Annotated in this window: 15 protein-coding genes; 11 read left to right on the plus strand and 4 right to left on the minus strand. The window is 70.7% G+C overall.

The window, feature by feature from the left end:
• Nucleotides 1–226 precede the first annotated feature (226 nt).
• Both ITJ57_RS02715 and ITJ57_RS02720 read left to right on the plus strand, forming a co-directional pair.
• The gene (locus tag ITJ57_RS02715) at nucleotides 227–1,498 is read left to right on the plus strand and encodes an HNH endonuclease signature motif containing protein (protein WP_194668733.1); all 1,272 of its coding nucleotides are present in this window, start codon (nucleotides 227–229) and stop codon (nucleotides 1,496–1,498) included.
• A 283-nt stretch (nucleotides 1,499–1,781) separates the two neighbouring features.
• Nucleotides 1,782–2,225 carry a BLUF domain-containing protein gene (locus ITJ57_RS02720; RefSeq protein ID WP_370582150.1) on the plus strand — a complete coding sequence of 148 codons (444 nt, stop codon included), beginning with the start codon at nucleotides 1,782–1,784 and terminating at the stop codon, nucleotides 2,223–2,225.
• A 19-nt stretch (nucleotides 2,226–2,244) separates the two neighbouring features.
• On the opposite strand, the gene ITJ57_RS02725 is transcribed toward ITJ57_RS02720, so the two are convergent.
• Both ITJ57_RS02725 and ITJ57_RS02730 read right to left on the minus strand, forming a co-directional pair.
• Nucleotides 2,245–2,991 carry an HAD family hydrolase gene (locus ITJ57_RS02725; RefSeq protein WP_194668734.1) on the minus strand — a complete coding sequence of 249 codons (747 nt, stop codon included), beginning with the start codon at nucleotides 2,989–2,991 and terminating at the stop codon, nucleotides 2,245–2,247.
• A gap of 92 nt (nucleotides 2,992–3,083) precedes the next feature.
• Nucleotides 3,084–3,608 carry a hypothetical protein gene (locus ITJ57_RS02730; RefSeq protein ID WP_194668735.1) on the minus strand — a complete coding sequence of 175 codons (525 nt, stop codon included), beginning with the start codon at nucleotides 3,606–3,608 and terminating at the stop codon, nucleotides 3,084–3,086.
• A 99-nt stretch (nucleotides 3,609–3,707) separates the two neighbouring features.
• On the opposite strand from ITJ57_RS02730, the gene ITJ57_RS02735 reads away from it, so the two are divergent.
• From ITJ57_RS02735 to ITJ57_RS02775, 9 genes are all read left to right on the plus strand, one after another.
• Entirely contained in the window at nucleotides 3,708–4,457 is a 750-nt protein-coding gene (locus ITJ57_RS02735; RefSeq protein ID WP_194668736.1) for an ABC transporter ATP-binding protein, read from the plus strand.
• The gene (locus ITJ57_RS02740) at nucleotides 4,457–5,281 is read left to right on the plus strand and encodes a hypothetical protein (protein ID WP_194668737.1); all 825 of its coding nucleotides are present in this window, start codon (nucleotides 4,457–4,459) and stop codon (nucleotides 5,279–5,281) included. The genes ITJ57_RS02735 and ITJ57_RS02740 overlap by 1 nt, the downstream gene beginning before the upstream one ends.
• A gap of 14 nt (nucleotides 5,282–5,295) precedes the next feature.
• Nucleotides 5,296–6,528, plus strand: a complete 1,233-nt coding sequence (locus ITJ57_RS02745; RefSeq protein ID WP_194668738.1) for a serine hydrolase — start codon at nucleotides 5,296–5,298, stop codon at nucleotides 6,526–6,528.
• Between the two features lie 68 nt (nucleotides 6,529–6,596).
• Nucleotides 6,597–7,838 carry a sensor histidine kinase gene (locus ITJ57_RS02750; protein ID WP_194668739.1) on the plus strand — a complete coding sequence of 414 codons (1,242 nt, stop codon included), beginning with the start codon at nucleotides 6,597–6,599 and terminating at the stop codon, nucleotides 7,836–7,838.
• Nucleotides 7,835–8,497 carry a response regulator transcription factor gene (locus tag ITJ57_RS02755; RefSeq protein ID WP_194668740.1) on the plus strand — a complete coding sequence of 221 codons (663 nt, stop codon included), beginning with the start codon at nucleotides 7,835–7,837 and terminating at the stop codon, nucleotides 8,495–8,497. Before ITJ57_RS02750 ends, ITJ57_RS02755 begins: the two co-directional genes overlap by 4 nt.
• Before the next feature lie 27 nt (nucleotides 8,498–8,524).
• Complete coding sequence (locus tag ITJ57_RS02760; RefSeq protein ID WP_194668741.1) at nucleotides 8,525–9,139, plus strand: hypothetical protein; 615 nt, start codon at nucleotides 8,525–8,527, stop codon at nucleotides 9,137–9,139.
• A gap of 135 nt (nucleotides 9,140–9,274) precedes the next feature.
• A complete protein-coding gene (locus tag ITJ57_RS02765) occupies nucleotides 9,275–10,318 on the plus strand; it encodes an ABC transporter substrate-binding protein (protein WP_194668742.1) in 1,044 nt (347 codons plus the stop codon).
• Between the two features lie 11 nt (nucleotides 10,319–10,329).
• Complete coding sequence (locus ITJ57_RS02770; RefSeq protein ID WP_370582153.1) at nucleotides 10,330–11,406, plus strand: FecCD family ABC transporter permease; 1,077 nt, start codon at nucleotides 10,330–10,332, stop codon at nucleotides 11,404–11,406.
• Nucleotides 11,403–12,170 (plus strand): ABC transporter ATP-binding protein, encoded by a 768-nt coding sequence (locus tag ITJ57_RS02775; RefSeq protein WP_194668743.1) that lies wholly within the window; start codon nucleotides 11,403–11,405, stop codon nucleotides 12,168–12,170. The genes ITJ57_RS02770 and ITJ57_RS02775 overlap by 4 nt, the downstream gene beginning before the upstream one ends.
• A 111-nt stretch (nucleotides 12,171–12,281) precedes the next feature.
• On the opposite strand, the gene ITJ57_RS02780 is transcribed toward ITJ57_RS02775, so the two are convergent.
• Nucleotides 12,282–13,166, minus strand: coding sequence for a PhzF family phenazine biosynthesis protein (locus ITJ57_RS02780; RefSeq protein WP_194668744.1), 885 nt, complete (start codon nucleotides 13,164–13,166; stop codon nucleotides 12,282–12,284).
• A 37-nt stretch (nucleotides 13,167–13,203) separates the two neighbouring features.
• Nucleotides 13,204–16,095 carry a hypothetical protein gene (locus ITJ57_RS02785; protein ID WP_194668745.1) on the minus strand — a complete coding sequence of 964 codons (2,892 nt, stop codon included), beginning with the start codon at nucleotides 16,093–16,095 and terminating at the stop codon, nucleotides 13,204–13,206.
• Between the last annotated feature and the right edge of the window lie 12 nt (nucleotides 16,096–16,107).

Raw genomic sequence — 16,107 nt, forward strand, 5'->3', positions numbered from 1 at the left:
GGGTTCTCCGTGACCCTGAGGAAGCCTCCACCGGTCCCTGGGTGCCCCCCTCCGGTCCCTGGGTGACCCCCTCCGGTCCCTGGGTGCCCCCTCCGGTCCCTGAGTACCCCCTCCGGTCCCTGAGTACCCCCTCCGGTCCCTGAGCTTGTCGAAGGGCGCACCCGGACATCCACCGCCGACACGGCTCACCATCTGGAATGTCAGTGGTCCATGGTGGACTGAAGTCATGACCGAGACCATCACCTCCGCAGTTCGAGCCGGCGATGCGTACGCAGCGCAGCTCGCGGAGTTCTCGGATGAGTACGCGGAGATCTGTCGGCAACAGGCCGTGCTGGCCGCTCGGGCGGCGCGACTCCTCGCCCGCTCGGCGGCGTACGCCGACGCCCTCGCAGACTCGGTCGTCCCGGCCGTGTACCCGCCGGCTGAGCGCCAGGCGCTCTCCCGCCGGTCTACCTGCGCTGCGCTCGCCATGGCTACGCGGAGGTCCGAGCAGACCGTCCAGCGGGCGACGAACGACGCGGAACGCCTCGTGAACGAGGCTCCGGCCGTGCTGGCGTCGCTCGAGGCCGGCCGCATCTCGGCACGGCACGCACAGACCATCACGGATCAGCTGCGCGATGTGCCGACCGCGGGGCGGGCGGCGTTTCTGGATGCGGTCTTGCCGGTCGCCGAAGCGACGACCAACGCGAACCTGCGGAAGCGTGCCCGCGTCCTGCGGGAGCGCCTCCACCCGGAGTCCATCACGGCTCGGGCCCGGCGGTCCGAGGCAGACCGGCGGGTGGAGTTCGAGCCCGCAGCGGACGGCATGGCGTGGGTGCACCTCTTCACCACGGCACCCATCGCGCAGGGCATCATCGAGCGGGTCGAGGCGGCGGCCGCGGAGTCGCGCAGAGCGGGAGACACCCGCACCTGCGCGCAACTCCAGGCGGACGCCCTCGCAGCCCTGGCCCTCACCGGCGTCACGCCCGACGACGTCGCATCGAGCCCGGTACTCCCGCACCCGATCGAGGTCCAGGAGCACATCACGCCCACCGTGCAGATCACGGTGCCGGCGCTGAGCCTGGCCGGTGTCTCCGACGCACCCGCCACGCTCGACGGCTACGGGCCGATCGACCCCGAGACCGCGGCCCGCCTCGCGGTCAACGCGCCCGGCATGACGCGCATCCTGGTCCAGCCGGAAACCGGCGCCGTCCTGTCCGTGAGTCGGGACCAGTACCGGGTGCCCGCCGATCTGCAGCGCGCTGTGCGCCTCCGGGACGGCACTTGTCGGGCACCCGGCTGCGGGCGCCGAGCCAGGGCCTGCGACTTGGACCATTCGGTCGCCTGGCAGGACGGAGGCACGACAGATGTCGGGAATCTCGCCTGCCTGTGTCGACATCATCACCGGATGAAGCATCTTCCCGGGTGGGACCTCGACCACCAGCCCGGCGGGGTCCTCGACTGGACCACACCCGACGGAAAACGCCACCGAACCGAACCGGATCCCGCGCCGTTCTGACCACCCCCGGTCCCTGAGCCTGTCGAAGGGTTCTTCGTGGGCACTTCGACAAGCTCAGTGATCGGAGGGGGCACCAGACGCGCTTCGGTCCCTGAGCTTGTCGAAGGGTTTCTCGTGCGCACTTCGACAGGCTCAGTGACCGGAGGAAGTTCGCCGGACGCGCTTCGGTTCCTGAGCTTGTCGAAGGGTTCTTCGTGGGCACTTCGACAGGCTCCGTGAACGGAAGAGGTTCGCCGGACGCGCTTCCGGGACCACCTCCGACCCCGCCGGGTAGGCTCCAACGGTGGGCACCGACGAAGATCAGATGCTGTCACTCGTGTATGCGAGCACGGCGACACAGCCGTTCAGCGACGAGGACCTCACCGCCCTGCTCGCCACCAGCCGCGAGAACAACGCCCGCAGTGGGCTCACCGGCATGCTCGTCCACCGCGACGGCCGGTTCCTGCAGGTCCTCGAAGGACCGGAGGCCGCCGTCCGCGGGCTCATGGACACCCTCAGCGCCGACCCCCGCCACACCGGCATCCGGGTGATGTTCGAAGAACCCATCCGCGAACGCCAGTTCGCCGACTGGACCATGGGCTTCGAACGCGCCGACAGCGGATCCGCCCCAGACCTCGACGGCTACCGCGACACCTTCGACGACCTCGACCGCGACGACCCGACCGCCACCATGCGGGCGTTGCAGGAACTCGCCCGCTGGTTCCGCAGCCGCGCCACGCGGAGCTGAGCCCCGCTCGAGCCCTCGGTCAGCGCTCGAGCTTGCCGATCGGGCTGTCGTCGAGCTTCGCGAGCAGCTCGGCGACGTCGCCGTAGACCGCGACCGCACCCGCATCACGCAACTCCTGCTCGCCGAACCCGCCGCTCCGCACACCGATGCATTCCACACCGGCCCGAGCGGCCGCCTCGATGTCCCAGACGGCATCGCCGACCATGACCGCCCGCGAAGCCGGCACCCCTGCGCGGTCGAGAGCGACCTCGACGATGTCGGGTTCGGGCTTCGCCGTCTCGACGTCACCGGAGGACGTCGCGGCGAAGACCGCCTCGTCGACGTCGAGCAGCTCCCGCAGGATCTCCAGCTCGTTCTCCGGCGCCGAGGTCGCCAGGACGACCGCGATCCCGCGCTCAGCCAGCTCGCCGAGCAGCTCGCGCGCCCCACCGATCACCCGCAGCCGGGACGTGTTCTGCAGGTAGTACTCGCTGTGCAGCTCCTTCGCCCGCTCGCCGTACTGCTCGACCTCCTCGGAACCGTCCAGCAGGGACTCGAGGAGTTCACCACCGTCCTTCCCGATCGACCGGTGGATCCGCCAGGCGTCGACCGGTCTGCCGGCATCGGCGAACGCGCGATCCCATGCGTCGACGTGCAGATAGTTCGAGTCGACGAGCGTGCCGTCGATGTCGAAGAGCACCGCGATGCGGTCGTCGGCGTTGTCGGGGACGGTGTTGTCGGGGACGGTGGTGTCAGCAGTGTCGGTGGAATCAGTGGTGTCGGCCATGCCCCCAGTCAACTCCTCCACATCCGTGCTGTGAAGCGGTGGCGATCAGACGGAGAACATGCGATCGTGCCCGAGCTGATCCGGGCCGGCCGCTACTGGAACCGGCTCGTCAGGATCACGGTCCGGGTCGCGTCGTCGAGGACCACGACCGTCGAGCGCCCGTCCACCGAGAACGCGTCGTCGATGGCCTGCGAGCGCACGAACGGTCCGCTCGGCAGTGCATCGCCGAGGCCGGGGTCGAGCTCGGGAAGCTGGGCATCCTCGTCGAGTTCCGACGACCCCGCCTGCGCGCGCACCGCGGCGTAGTTCGCCTCGTCGAGGGTCACGACGGCATCGATCCAGTACGTGCTGGGCCCGGGTACCCGGTCGTCGCCGAGGGTCCCGGACATCCAGGTCGCGTCCGTCGCCCCCTCGAGCTGCGGGAACCGCTCGGTGAGCGGGCCGAGGTCGTGCCGGATATCCCCGGTGCCCGAGCGGGCGGCTGCATCCGACGCCGATGCGGATGGCGCGGTCGTGCGGTCCGGCGACGGCGACGGCGCGCAGCCTGCCAGGAGACAGCTCAGCGCGACCGCGAGGACGGCCCCACGCAGGGCGAAGCGACGAGTGGGAGCATCCATGCCAGCAGCCTAGAGGTCGACGACGACTGTCCATTCGGCCAGCCCGGGACTGGACGTCGGGCGGGGGTGCCGGAAGCCGCCAGCGCGGAGGCTGAAGGCATGAACACGACATACCCTCACTCGATCGAGGCGCGCGGGCTCCGGAAGACCTTCCACGGCCGCCCCCGCGTCGACGACGTCTCCTTCACCGTCGACCCTGGCCGGGTCGTCGGACTCCTCGGCCCGAACGGCGCTGGGAAGACCACCACCATCAGACTGCTGCTCGGCCTCGCCCGCGCCGACGCCGGGGAGAGCCTCATCCTCGGCCGGCCGTACCGCGAGCTGGACCAGCCGGCGCGCGCCGTCGGAGCCGTGCTCGACGCCGGTGGGCTCCACCCGGCTCGCACCGGGCGACAGCACCTCCGTATCGCCGCAGCGCGCATCGGAGTCGACGCCTCCCGGATCGACGCGGTCCTCACCGAGGTGGGGATGAGCCGCGACGCCGACCGCCCCGCCGGCGGGTACTCGCTCGGCATGCGCCAGCGCATCGCGATCGCCGCAGCTCTCCTCGGCAACCCCTCGGTGCTCATCCTCGACGAGCCCTCCAACGGCCTCGATCCCGCCGGCATGCAGTGGCTGCGACACCGCCTCCGCACCTTCGCCGACGCGGGCGGCACGGTGCTGTTGTCGTCGCACCTGCTCTCCGACGTGCAGGACATCGCGGACGACGTGGTCATCATCGCGGACGGGCGCGTCCTGGCCCAGTCGTCGATGGGTGAGATCCTCGCTGCGACGGGAGGTGACCTCGAGGCCTACTACCTCCGGGTCACCGGAACCGCCCAGCTCGCCGAGCACGGGGAGGTGCGCTGATGTTCCGCGCCGAACTCCTCGGGCTGGTCACCACGACCGCCACGAAGGTCACCGCCCTGGTGGCCGTCGTCGGACTGATCGTCACGCAACTCGCCTTCGTCACCCTCATGCCCGCCCTCGCCGATGGTGACATCGGGCCGGGGCTCGACGCCCTCGGGAGCGACTTCCCCGTCCTGGACCTCGCGTCCCGCGCCGTCCAACTCGACGCGCTCAACCCCCTCGGTGCGTCGATGGGCAGCGGCTCCATCGGCGTCGCACTGCTGGCGATCACCCTGCTCGGCGTGCTCGCCGGCACGAGTGACGACCGCTACGGCGGCATCGTCGGCGCTGTCCTCGCCTCGCCGAAGCGGTTCCGCATCGTCGCCGCGAAGGCCGGCGCGGTAGCACTGATCGGCGCCGCCCTCGGTGTCGTGCTCGCCCTCGTGAGCCTCGTCACGCTCGTGATCACCCTGGCAGCGACCGGGACGCCGTTCGTCCTCGGTCTCCCGGCCCTCGCAGCACGCTTCGGGCTCGGTGTCCTCGCGGTCACCGCCCTGTCGGTCATCGGCCTCGCGGTCGGACTCATCGTCCGCACACAACTCGCCGGCGTCCTGACGATGATCGCGATCCTCTTCCTCGAACCGGTCGTCGTCTCCATGTTCCAGCTCGTCACCGGCGGGGTGCTGCCCGTCTGGACCCAGTTCCTGCCCGTCGCCCTGGCGCAGGGCGTCATCCACGGCGGAACGGGCGGGCTCGGACCGTCCGTCGTCATCATCGCCGTCGTCGCCCTCACCGCCGCCCTGACCGCGGCCGCCTCCGCTGCGCTCTCGCGCCGCGACATCTGAAAGGACCCACCCACATGAACGACCAGAACCAGACCGAGACCTCGACCAAGACGCAGCACCAGACCCAGAACCGTCACCGTACCCTCATCGCCGTTTCGGCCGCCGCCGCCCTCCTCGCCGGGACCGTCTCCCTCAGCGCCTGCACCAGTGCCACGGAGCAGACCGCCGGGCCCGGCTCCGAGTCCGGCCCGCTGCAGGACCGGATGCAGTCGCTCGTCGACGCCGGCTACCCCGCGGCGCTCGCTTCGGTGATCGGCCCCGACGGCACGTCGACCGACGTCGCGGCCGGCATCGGCGACCTCGCGACCGACGAGCCCGCCCAAGTCGACGGCGAGGTGCGGATCGCGAGCAACACGAAGATGTTCGTCTCGACCGTCGTCCTCCAGCTGGTCGAGGAGGGGAAGGTCGCCCTCGACGTCCCGATCGACACCTACCTCCCGGGGCTCATCACCGGCGACGGGATCGACGGCACCCGCATCACCGTCCGGCAGCTGCTGCAGCACACGGCGGGGCTCCCCGAGTACGCCGATCAGATCGCCGCTGACGCGTTCGCCGCGCAGGAGCGCTACACCTCGCCCCGCGAGATGCTCGACATCGCCCTCGCGAAGCCGGCCGTGTTCGCACCGGGGGAGCGCTGGGAGTACAGCAACACGAACTACCTCGTGCTGGGGCTCATGATCGAGAGCGTCACCGACCGGGCGCTCGGCCAGCAGATCGACGAGCGCATCGTCAAGCCGCTCGACCTCGAGCACACGTACTTCCCGGCGCCGGGCGAACGCGAGCTGCGCGGCGAGCACCCCAAGGGGTACCACGCGAAGACCGTCGGCGACCTCGTGGACTTCACCGCCCTCGACACCTCGTTCGCCTGGTCCGCCGGTGCGCTCGTCTCGACGCCGCACGAGCTCAACGTCTTCATGAAGGCGCTGCTCGACGGGGAACTGCTGAACGAGGAGACCCTCGCCGAGATGCAGACCACGGTCCCGGCGGGCGACGAACTCTGGCCGGGAGCCGGTTACGGGCTCGGCCTGCAGAGCTACCCCCTGAGCTGCGGCGGCGTCGCCTGGGGGCACGGTGGCGACATCCCCGGAACCCAGACGCGCAACGCGGTCGGCCCCGACGGTACAGCGGTCACCATCGCCGTCACGTCGCTGCCGTGGGCGGTCGTCTCGCCCGACGACAACGAGCGACTGATGGAGCAGTACCGGATCGTCGTCGACGCCCTCGACGCGAGCCTCTGCGAGCGATGACCGTCTCCCACCGGCAGCCGAGCGTCGACCCCCGCCGGGGTCGGCGCTCGGCGTGGTTGACTCGACCCATGACCTCGTCCGCACGGCCCGCACCTGTCGCGGCACGGTTGCGCTCGGCGCTCCCGCCGGTCCTGGTCCTCGCCGGCGCGGTGGGGTATCTCGGGGTCGTCCCGTGGGTCGACGAGCTGCACGCCGTGCCGGGACAGGTGTCGCCGTGGGCGCACGCGGCTCTGGTCGTGCTCCAGGCCGTCGCTCTGCTCTTCCGGCGTCGGCACCCTGTCGCGGTGTTCGGCGTGGCGGTCCTCCTCGACCTCGTGATCCTCGGGTCCAGTGGTGGAGAACTCGGGATCGGCTCGTTCGGCGTGATCCTCGCCACCTATGCGCTCGCTCGTCACGAGGAGCGTCGCACGGTGATGACCGCGCTGGTGACAGGCGCGGCGGCCACGACGGTCGTCGGCGGCATCGCCATGGCATTCGGGTCGTCCGAGCAGCCGCTCATCCTCGTGTTCGCAGCCGTCGCGCGGATCGTGCTGCAGTACGTGCTCCCGGCGGGCGTCGCCGAGTACGCCAGGGGGCGCGAGCGGTTGCTGTCGGCGATCGAGGACCAGGCGCGCATGGCGGAGAACGAGCGCCGGATCAGCGCCCTCAACGACCTCCGCTCCGAACGCACCGCCCTCGCCCGAGAGCTGCACGACATCGCCGGGCATCACCTGTCGGGGATCATCGTCAGTGCACAGGCGGCCACCGCGCTGATGGAGCGCGACCCGGAACGTGCTCGGGCGATGCTCCAGACGGTGCAGTCCGACGCTCGCACCACCCTCGTCGACCTGCGGCGGACGGTCGGCCTGCTGCGGAGCGACGACGCGGACGCCCAGGGCGGCGGAGACGGATCGACCCTCGGGCCGGCGACCATCCCGACGATCGCGGCGATCCCGGAACTCGTCGAGGCGGCGCGGTCCCGGGGACAGCACGTCGCGTACACCGTGACCGGCGAGCCTCGCGTGCTGGGTCCGCTCGCGGAGACGGCCGCGTACCGGACGGTCCAGGAGTCGCTGGCGAACGCCGCCCGGCATGCTCCCGGAGCCACCGCTCACGTCCTGGTGCGGTTCGACGCGGACACGATCGAGCTCACCGTGACGAACGCCCCGTCGTCGCAGCGGCCTGCGGCTCCGTCCCGTGACGGCTACGGCCTGTGGGGCATGCGCGAGCGGGCCGAGCTCATCGGGGCGCGATTGACCTCGGCGCCGACAGACGACGGCGGATGGCGCAACCGCCTGACCATCCCCGACGAGCAGCGGAGCGATTCATGATCCGCCTCCTGATCGCCGACGACCAGGCCGTCGTCCGCGCCGGCCTCTCGGTGATCCTCGGCGCTGAGGCGGACATCGAGGTCGTGGGTGAGGCCATCGACGGTGCCGACGCGATCCGCCTGACCCGCGAGCTGCGGCCGGACCTCGTCTGCATGGACATCCGCATGCCGGGCACCGACGGCATCGCGGCGACCCGCACGATCACGGCCGACCCGGAACTCGACGCCGACGTGCTCATCCTCACGACCTTCGATGTCGACGCGGATGTATTCGCCGCGCTTGAGGCCGGGGCGGCGGGCTTCCTGCTGAAGGGGGCGGACGAGGCGACGCTGCTTGCCGCTATCCGGTCCGTCGCCGCGGGGGAAGGCACGCTCGACCAACGGCTCACCCGTCGTATCCTGCGCGAGTTCTCCGAGCGCCGCAGCACGACCGCGCCGGCCGCCACGGCTCCGGCCGAGTCACCGCTCACCGACCGCGAGTTCGACGTGCTCCACCTGTTGTCGGAGGGCCTGTCCAACGCGGAGATCGCCGAGCGGCTCTTCGTCGAACCCACCACGGTGAAGTACCACCTCGCCGGACTGCTGCAGAAGACCGGCGCACGCGACCGCCTCCAGGCCGTGCTGTGGGGTATCCGCGCCGGGCTGGTCGACCCGCGGTGAGCTGCAGTGGACGTTTACGATCGTCGAATGATCGTTGCGGTTGAGGGTCCGAGCGCTGCCGGCAAGACGACCTGGTGTCGAGCGGCAGCGGCCGAGTTCGTCGCCGAGTATGCGCCGACGGGGGAAGAACCTGATGGAAGCGACCCGGAGGCTCAGGCGAGGTATTGGACCGGGGTGAATGGAGATCGCTGGTCGCAAGCGATCGCTCTCGAGCGGCGAGTGGGAGTGGCTCTGTGCGACAGCGATCCTCTCAAACTGCACTATTCATGGTGCTTGGCGCGCATCGGCGAGGCTCCGGTCGCGCGCTTTCTCCATGAACTGGCCGCTGTCCGCGCGGCGATGCTGCGATGCCAGATCGGGTTCGCTGACGCCGTCCTCCTGACCCTCCCCGACGAACCTGCTCTGCGGCGTCAGAAGAACGGCGACAGGACACGGTCCCGGCGCACCTTCGACCTGCATGTCCGCTTACGCGGCCCCCTCGAGGAGTGGTATCGCACGGTGGATCAGCTCCGTCCCGGTACCGTGATCTGGGAACTGCCACGAACGGGGGCGGAAGATCTCGTGCCAGCGGTTCAGGACGAAGACCGGTACGACGTTCACCTGCTCGATGCGCTCGCATCCGAACTGCCACAGACCTGCTGACAGCAGACCCTCCGCGTTGAGCGCGTGTCATACGGGTCATCCTTCGGCTCGACCGTTCAGACCGCTCCCGATTCGCGCCCTCCAGTCAGGTAAGGCTATCCTTCCTGGGTCCCCGCCCTGAATGAAGGAGTCGACGTGCACCAGCGCGCCGCCAGCAGTCTCGCCCTCGCAGCCGTCCTCGCCATCGGACTCTCCGCCTGTGGTGCCTCCGAAGCCGTCGAGCCGGAGGCGACCGCCGCCGCAGGCCAAGGAGCGACGGAGTACCCGCTCACGCTCGACAACTGCGGCACCGAGGTCACGATCGACGCCGCACCACAGCGGGTCGTCTCCCTCGACCAGAACTCGACCGAGATCCTGCTCTCCCTCGGACTCGAGGACCGGATCGTCGGCACCGCCTCCTGGACGGACCCCGTCCTCGACTCGCTCGCGGACGCCAACACCGATGTCCCGCGGCTGGCCGACAACGCCCCCACGTACGAGGTCGTCCTCGGCGCGGACCCGGACTTCGTCACCGCCTCCTTCGGCCGCCACTTCAACGAGGGCGGCGTCGCCCCACGCGAGCGCTTCGCCGAGACCGGCGTCGCCAGCTACCTCTCGCCCACCGATTGCGACAACGGCACGAGCATCAACGGCGGCGGCACACGCACGACACCGCTCACCATCGACGCGCTGTACCAGGAGATCACCGAGATGGGCGAGGTCTTCGACGTGTCCGACCGCGCGGCGACACTCGTCGCCGATCTGCAGGCCCGGGCCACGAAGGCGACCGAAGGTGTCGACTTCGACGGCACGACCGTCGCGTTCTGGTTCGCCGACACGAAGACGCCCTACGTCGGTGGCGGGCTCGGCTCGGCCGCGCTCCTCGCCTCGACCACAGGCCTCGAGAACGTCTTCACCGAGGCCACCGACGACTGGCCGGCGACCACCTGGGAGGACCTCGTCGACCGCGACCCGAAGGTGCTCGTCCTCGGCGACCTGCAACGCGACCGGTTCCCCGGCGACCGGCTCGACGACAAGATCGCGTTCCTCGAGTCCGACCCACTCACGAAGACGATGGACGCGGTCCGCAACCAGCGGTACATCGCCCTCCACGGTGCCGAGCTGAACCCGTCCATCCGCTTCGTCGACGGCCTCGAGAAGATCAAGGCGTGGTGGGTCGAGCACGAGGACGAGCTCTGAACCCCGACACGGTGACGAAACCGGATACAGCGACGAACGTCGACACCGCCCGGCGGCCCGCGCCCCGAGCCCGCCGCGCGGTGATCGCCGGGGTCCTCGTCCTCGCCGGCGTGCTGCTGCTCCTCGTCTCCGTAGGCGCAGCCATCACCCTCGGTCCGGCCGACATCCTGCTCGTCAACGTGCGCGACATCGTCACCAACCACCTCGGCCTCACCGACATCCCGGTGAAGCTGTCGAAGGACGCGATCGTGTGGGAGGAGCGCCTGCCCAGGGCGTTCGTCGCCGCCGCATGCGGAGCCGGACTCGGGCTGTGCGGCGTCATCATGCAGTCGCTGCTCCGGAACCCCCTCGCCGACCCGTTCATCCTCGGGATCTCCTCCGGTGCGTCGACCGGGGCGGTCGCCATCGGGATCCTCGGACTCGGCGGCGCATCGATCGGGCTCTCGGGTGGTGCGTTCATCGGAGCCCTCGTCGCGTTCGGACTCGTGCTCCTGCTGGCCCGGCTGTCGGGCGGCGGGACCGACCGGGTCGTGCTCGCCGGCGTCGCCAGCACCCAACTGTTCTCGGCGCTGACGTCACTGGTCATCTTCGCCTTCGCGGACTCCGACGAGACCCGCGGCGTGATGTTCTGGTTGCTCGGCTCGCTCGAAGGCGTGCGCTGGGACGACGTGATCCTGTGCGCGATCGTCGTCGTCGCCGGCTCCCTCCTGTGCCTGCGGTACGCCCACGCGCTCGACGCCTTCGCGTTCGGCGAGGACGTCGCCGCGTCCCTCGGCATCCACGTGGGGCGGACGCGCGCGGTCCTCCTCGTCGCGACCGCCCTCATGACGGCGACCCTCGTGAGCGTCGCGGGGGCGATCGGCTTCGTCGGACTCGTCCTCCCGCACGCCGCCCGCCTACTCGTCGGCCCGCGGCACGGTCGGCTCATCCCGGCGACCGCGATCATCGGCGCCATCTTCATGGTGTGGGTGGACGCCGGCTCGCGGGTCGCGTTCTCGCCGACGCCCCTGCCGGTCGGTGTCGGGACGGCACTCGTCGGGGTGCCGGTGTTCATCGCGCTGCTGGCGCGGAGGAGGAAGCGGGTATGACCCTCCACGCCGAGAACGTGACCTGGAACCGCGGCGGTGCGCTCGTCGTCGACGGCGTCACCCTGCACCCGGAACCGGGACAGACCGTCGGCCTCCTCGGTCCGAACGGTTCGGGCAAGTCGTCACTCCTGCGGGTGCTCCACGGCCTCGTGAAGCCGACGGCCGGACTCGTGACGCTCGACGGCGTCGACCTCGTGTCGGTCGGTCGGCGTCGCATCGCGCGTTCGGTGGCCTCGGTGACCCAGCACGCCGAGACCGACGTCGACATCACCGTGCGGGACATCGCCCGGCTCGGACGGATCCCGCACCGCTCGGGACTCGGCGGCGACACCGCGACCGACGATGCCGCCGTCGAGCGCGCGCTCGCGCATGTCGGCCTGCTCGACCAGGCCGGGCGCCTCTGGCACACCCTCTCCGGAGGCGAGCGTCAACGCGCGCAGATCGCGCGGGCCCTCGCGCAGGAGCCGCGCGAGCTCCTCCTCGACGAACCGACGAACCACCTCGACATCCGGCACCAGCTGGAGCTCCTCGACCTCGTCTGCGCCCTTCCACTGACCACCGTGATCGCCATCCACGACCTCAACCTCGCCGCGATGTACTGCGACAGCGTGGTCGTGCTCCGCGCCGGCCGGGTGGTCGCCGCCGGGGCACCGAGCGCAGTGCTCACCGCGGAACTCATCGCCGACGTCTACGGCGTGGCAGCCGAGGTGACCATGGACGCCGAGCGCGGGTATCCGGTGGTCACCTTCACCCGATCGGGCTGAAGTGACTCGTCCTTTCAAGCAAACTTGAACGACGTGTCGCCCGAGTAAAGCAAATCGCTCTGGGCTTTAATTCACACCGCTGTGATGTAAAGCTGGAGGGCGATCTGTTGTTCACCCGATCGGGCTCGCCGTCCCCGACACGGTGATGCCGCCGGTGGCCGGGACGTCGACGGTCAGCAGGCTGGGGGCACCGACGTGGTGGCCCTGCCGGACGAGGATCCGCGCCGGCGGCGCGATGAGACCGAGCACGCGCAGGTAACCGCCGAGGGAAGCCGCCGCGGAGCCGGTGGCCGGATCCTCGGTGATGTCCCCGACGGGGAAGAGGTTGCGAGCCTCGACGAGCAGGATGCCGGCTTCGTCGAGTCCGTGGCAGTGCACGACCGTCACGGTTCCGGCCCACCCCTGCTCGTCCATCAGCCGGCGCAGCGCGGACGGGTCGAAGGTGAAGGCGTCGAAGACGTCCTGCTCGCGGACCGCGACGACCGGGTGCCGGTTGCCGGCGAACGACTCGCGGAGCGGCCACCGCTCATCGAGGTCCGACCGCTCGAGCCCGAGGATCGACAGCAGCCGGTCGGCGACCTCGGGATCGAGATCGCGCACGGTCGGCTCGACGCTCGTGAACGACGCGGTGATCGAGTTGGTCTCGGGGTCGTCATGCGTCTCGACGACGAGGGGTCCGACGTTCGTCTCGAGCGTGAACCGACCGACACCTCGGCGCTCGGCGAGGACGACGGCCGTCGCGATGGTGGCATGGCCGCAGAACGGCACCTCGGCACCGGGGGAGAAGTAGCGCAGCCGCACGTGGCGGTCGTCGCCGTCGATACCCGTGTCGACGACGAACGCCGTCTCGGGGTACGCGACCTCGGTGGCGATCGTCTGCATCTCGGCGTCCGACAGCTGCGAGGCGTCGACGACGATTCCGGCCGGATTCCCACCACCCGGTTCGGCGGCGAAGGCCGTGAGGCGCAGGATCTCGAGAGGTGCGGTGGTCGACATCCGACGATGCTATCCCGCAGCCTGCGACCCTCGCAGGTCAGGCGCGCTTCCCTCCCCGCAGGGCGACGAAGTACCACGCGAGGACCGCCACGACGTCGGCGACGAGGGCGCCGAGCAGCAGGCCGCCGAAGGGGTCGTCACCGTCGATGGCGTCCAGCTCACGGATACCGAGCATCATCGCAGCGACGAGCGCTGCCGGGGTCAGCCAGCGCACCGCATCACGCAGGAATCCCGGCTCCCGCACCCGGTCGCGGCCCCGCGCGGTGCCGATCGCGCCGATCACGGCTCCGAGGATCGAGACGCCGGCGAAGACGAGGGTGAGGAGCCCTGGTGCCAGCGCCGCCGTCCTGGACCAGGCCGCGGCATCGGCGTCGGTTCCGGCGACCGTGCCGGCCGGGAGGTCGAGGGTCGCCCCGAGGTCGTCGTAGCGGGCGTCGGGCGGCCACCGTCCGTCGTCCGGCGCGAGGTCGAGCGTGGCCGTCTCCTGCCCGGATCCGTCTTCGGCCGCCGACGGTCGCCAGGGCGCGGCCTCGTCCGGGGTCCAGCCGGCGCTGACGGCGTCGTCGAGGAACGCGTCATCGGCCGTGAAACTGAACCGGAACGGTTCCGGCGGGTCGTCCTCGTCGAACGAGGCACTGCTCGACCAGCCGTCGAGGAGGGCGACCCAGCGGATCCGGTCGACGTCGCGGCCGTTGAGGGAGCTCGCTGTCGCGGGCGTCGTGGCGGTCGTCTGGATCACGACGTCGTGCAGACCGGTGAGCACCTCGCCGAAGGTCGTGCGGAGCAGCAGCCGACCGTCCTCCTGTTCCGTCGTGAAGGGTGCGTCCTCACCATCGATCGTCACAGTGTCCACGGTGAGACCCAGGTCCTGTCCGTCGACGACGGCGGGCCACTCACGGACCACCTGTCCGGGCACCGCGCCCTCGTCGGAGAAGTCGACGCCCAGCCGTTCGGTCGTGCGCAGTCGGGCGCCGTCGCGATCGGTCCGCTCCAGGACCGCGTCGAACTCGGCCGAGGCGATCCGCGTGAGGGTCGATCCGGCGATGTCCCCGGTGTACGAACGAGGCGTCGCGGAGTCCGTCGAGGGTGCGGGCAGCACGTTCACCGCTACGATCGCGCCTGCCACGAGGAGCAGGGCGAGCACGCGGACGGCGATGCGGGGTGCGGTGAGGAAGCCGGTCCGCGATCCCTCGGCACGCGAGGCACGATCGGCCGCGGCGGCCGGCATGGTGATCTCCGGGGCGATCAGTGCGGCCACCCGTCGGCCGGTCGCGCGGGGCGACGCGCCGAGCACGGCGTAGGGGAGGAGCCGGTCGCGGAGGCTGGCGCGGTCGAGCAGCTGCGTGCGCTCCGCGAACACCCGGATGCCGAGGAGATGCTGCTTCACGAGCGCGCCCTTGCGGGTCAACGGCCTGGCGGTCAGCGCGATCGCGAGGACGATGACGGCGAAGGCGGTCGAGAGCGCGACGAAGGCGAGCGGCCACCACACCACCGCCAGGACGGTCTGGTGCGACAGCTGCCTGACGATGCCCCACTGGAGGAGCGTCAGGGCGATCGGTGCGGCGATGAACCAGTCACGGACGAAGCCCTTCGGCACCCGGCGGAGGCCCTCGCGCACCTGCCCGGCTCGTTCCGGCCCCGTGAGGTACCGGCGCAGGGCACGGGGTCGATCACCCAGCCGGCCGGCCCGCTTGGCGGCACCCGCCGCGGCGATGAGGCGCGCCTGTCGCTTGGCCTGCTGCTTCGTTCCGCTGATCGCGGCGTCCTTGAGCCGTTCGGCGAGCTCCATCGTCGCGGGCGACCGGAGGAGGTGAGCGGCCATGCGCGGCGAGATGCCGGCAGGCGGCTCCGACTGGGCGACGTACCACGGGCGTCCGCGGGCGTCGCCCCACGCGACGGCCCGGGCGGCGAACGACAGGAGGAGCGTCGCGGCGAGGACGAGCATCGGGAGGACCGGACCGAAGGTCTGCAGCCAGAAGATCCAGGACTGCGGGGGCATCGTGATCGAACCCGCCTCGAAGTGCATCGTGAACCGCGCCTGCGAGTGCGGCGGGGCCGTGTCGTCGACCGTGAAGCCGTAGGTGACCTCGCCTGGTGCCGCGTCGGGCTCGGGGGTGAGCCACTGCCCGGCACCCACGAGGGTCCAGGCGAAGGAGCCGCGCGGTTGCCGGACGAGCCGGTCGTCGAGCTCCTGCGGGATGGTCACCCGCACATCGATTTTCGCCACGGCCTGCTGCAGGTCGGGTCCGAAGACGTCCCACCGGAGCAGGTCGACGGGCTGCCCGGTGGCGGTGTCCTGGGTGACGTAGGCGAGATCCGAGAGCCGGTACCGGATGACGAGGTCATGGTCGCCCGAGAGCCGCTCGCCGGGGTCGACGACGAGTCGCAGGAAGACCGCCGCCCGCTCCCGGGTCACGTCCTGCTCCACACCGTCGAGGGTCACCGTGATGCCGGACGGGTCGAGGGCGTGCCCCTCGTACTCGGTGGCGAGCACCCGTTCGATGGTGGAGTCCTCGAGGTCCTTCGGGAAGAAGGCGTCGATGCGCTCCTCGACGTCGGTGACGAGCCGTCCGTCCTCGTCGGTGGTGACGTGGTAGTCGGCGGAGAAGGAGCGGGCGATCCAGCTGTCCGTGACGTCGGGCGCCTCGTCGGTGAGGTCGTCGAGGGTCAGCGGCGGGTTGATGACCGGGCCGACGAGGAGCAGGATGCCGCCGATCGCGACGAGCCCCCAGAGCTGCCACAGCACGCCCCGCAGTCGGGAACCGCCGCGGGACTGTAACCATCGCTCGACGCGCAGCAGCCAGGCGGACAGGACGGTCCACAGCGGCGTGTGTTTCGGGGCCGGGTCCGCGATGCGGGTGTCGGTGCTGTCGGATGCGCCGGTGCTGTCAGGTGCGTCGAGCTCGCCCGTTCCGTCCGATCCGATCACGTCGTCGAGTGT

The organism is Plantibacter sp. VKM Ac-2880 (assembly GCF_015351235.1).
Lineage (GTDB): Bacteria > Actinomycetota > Actinomycetes > Actinomycetales > Microbacteriaceae > Plantibacter.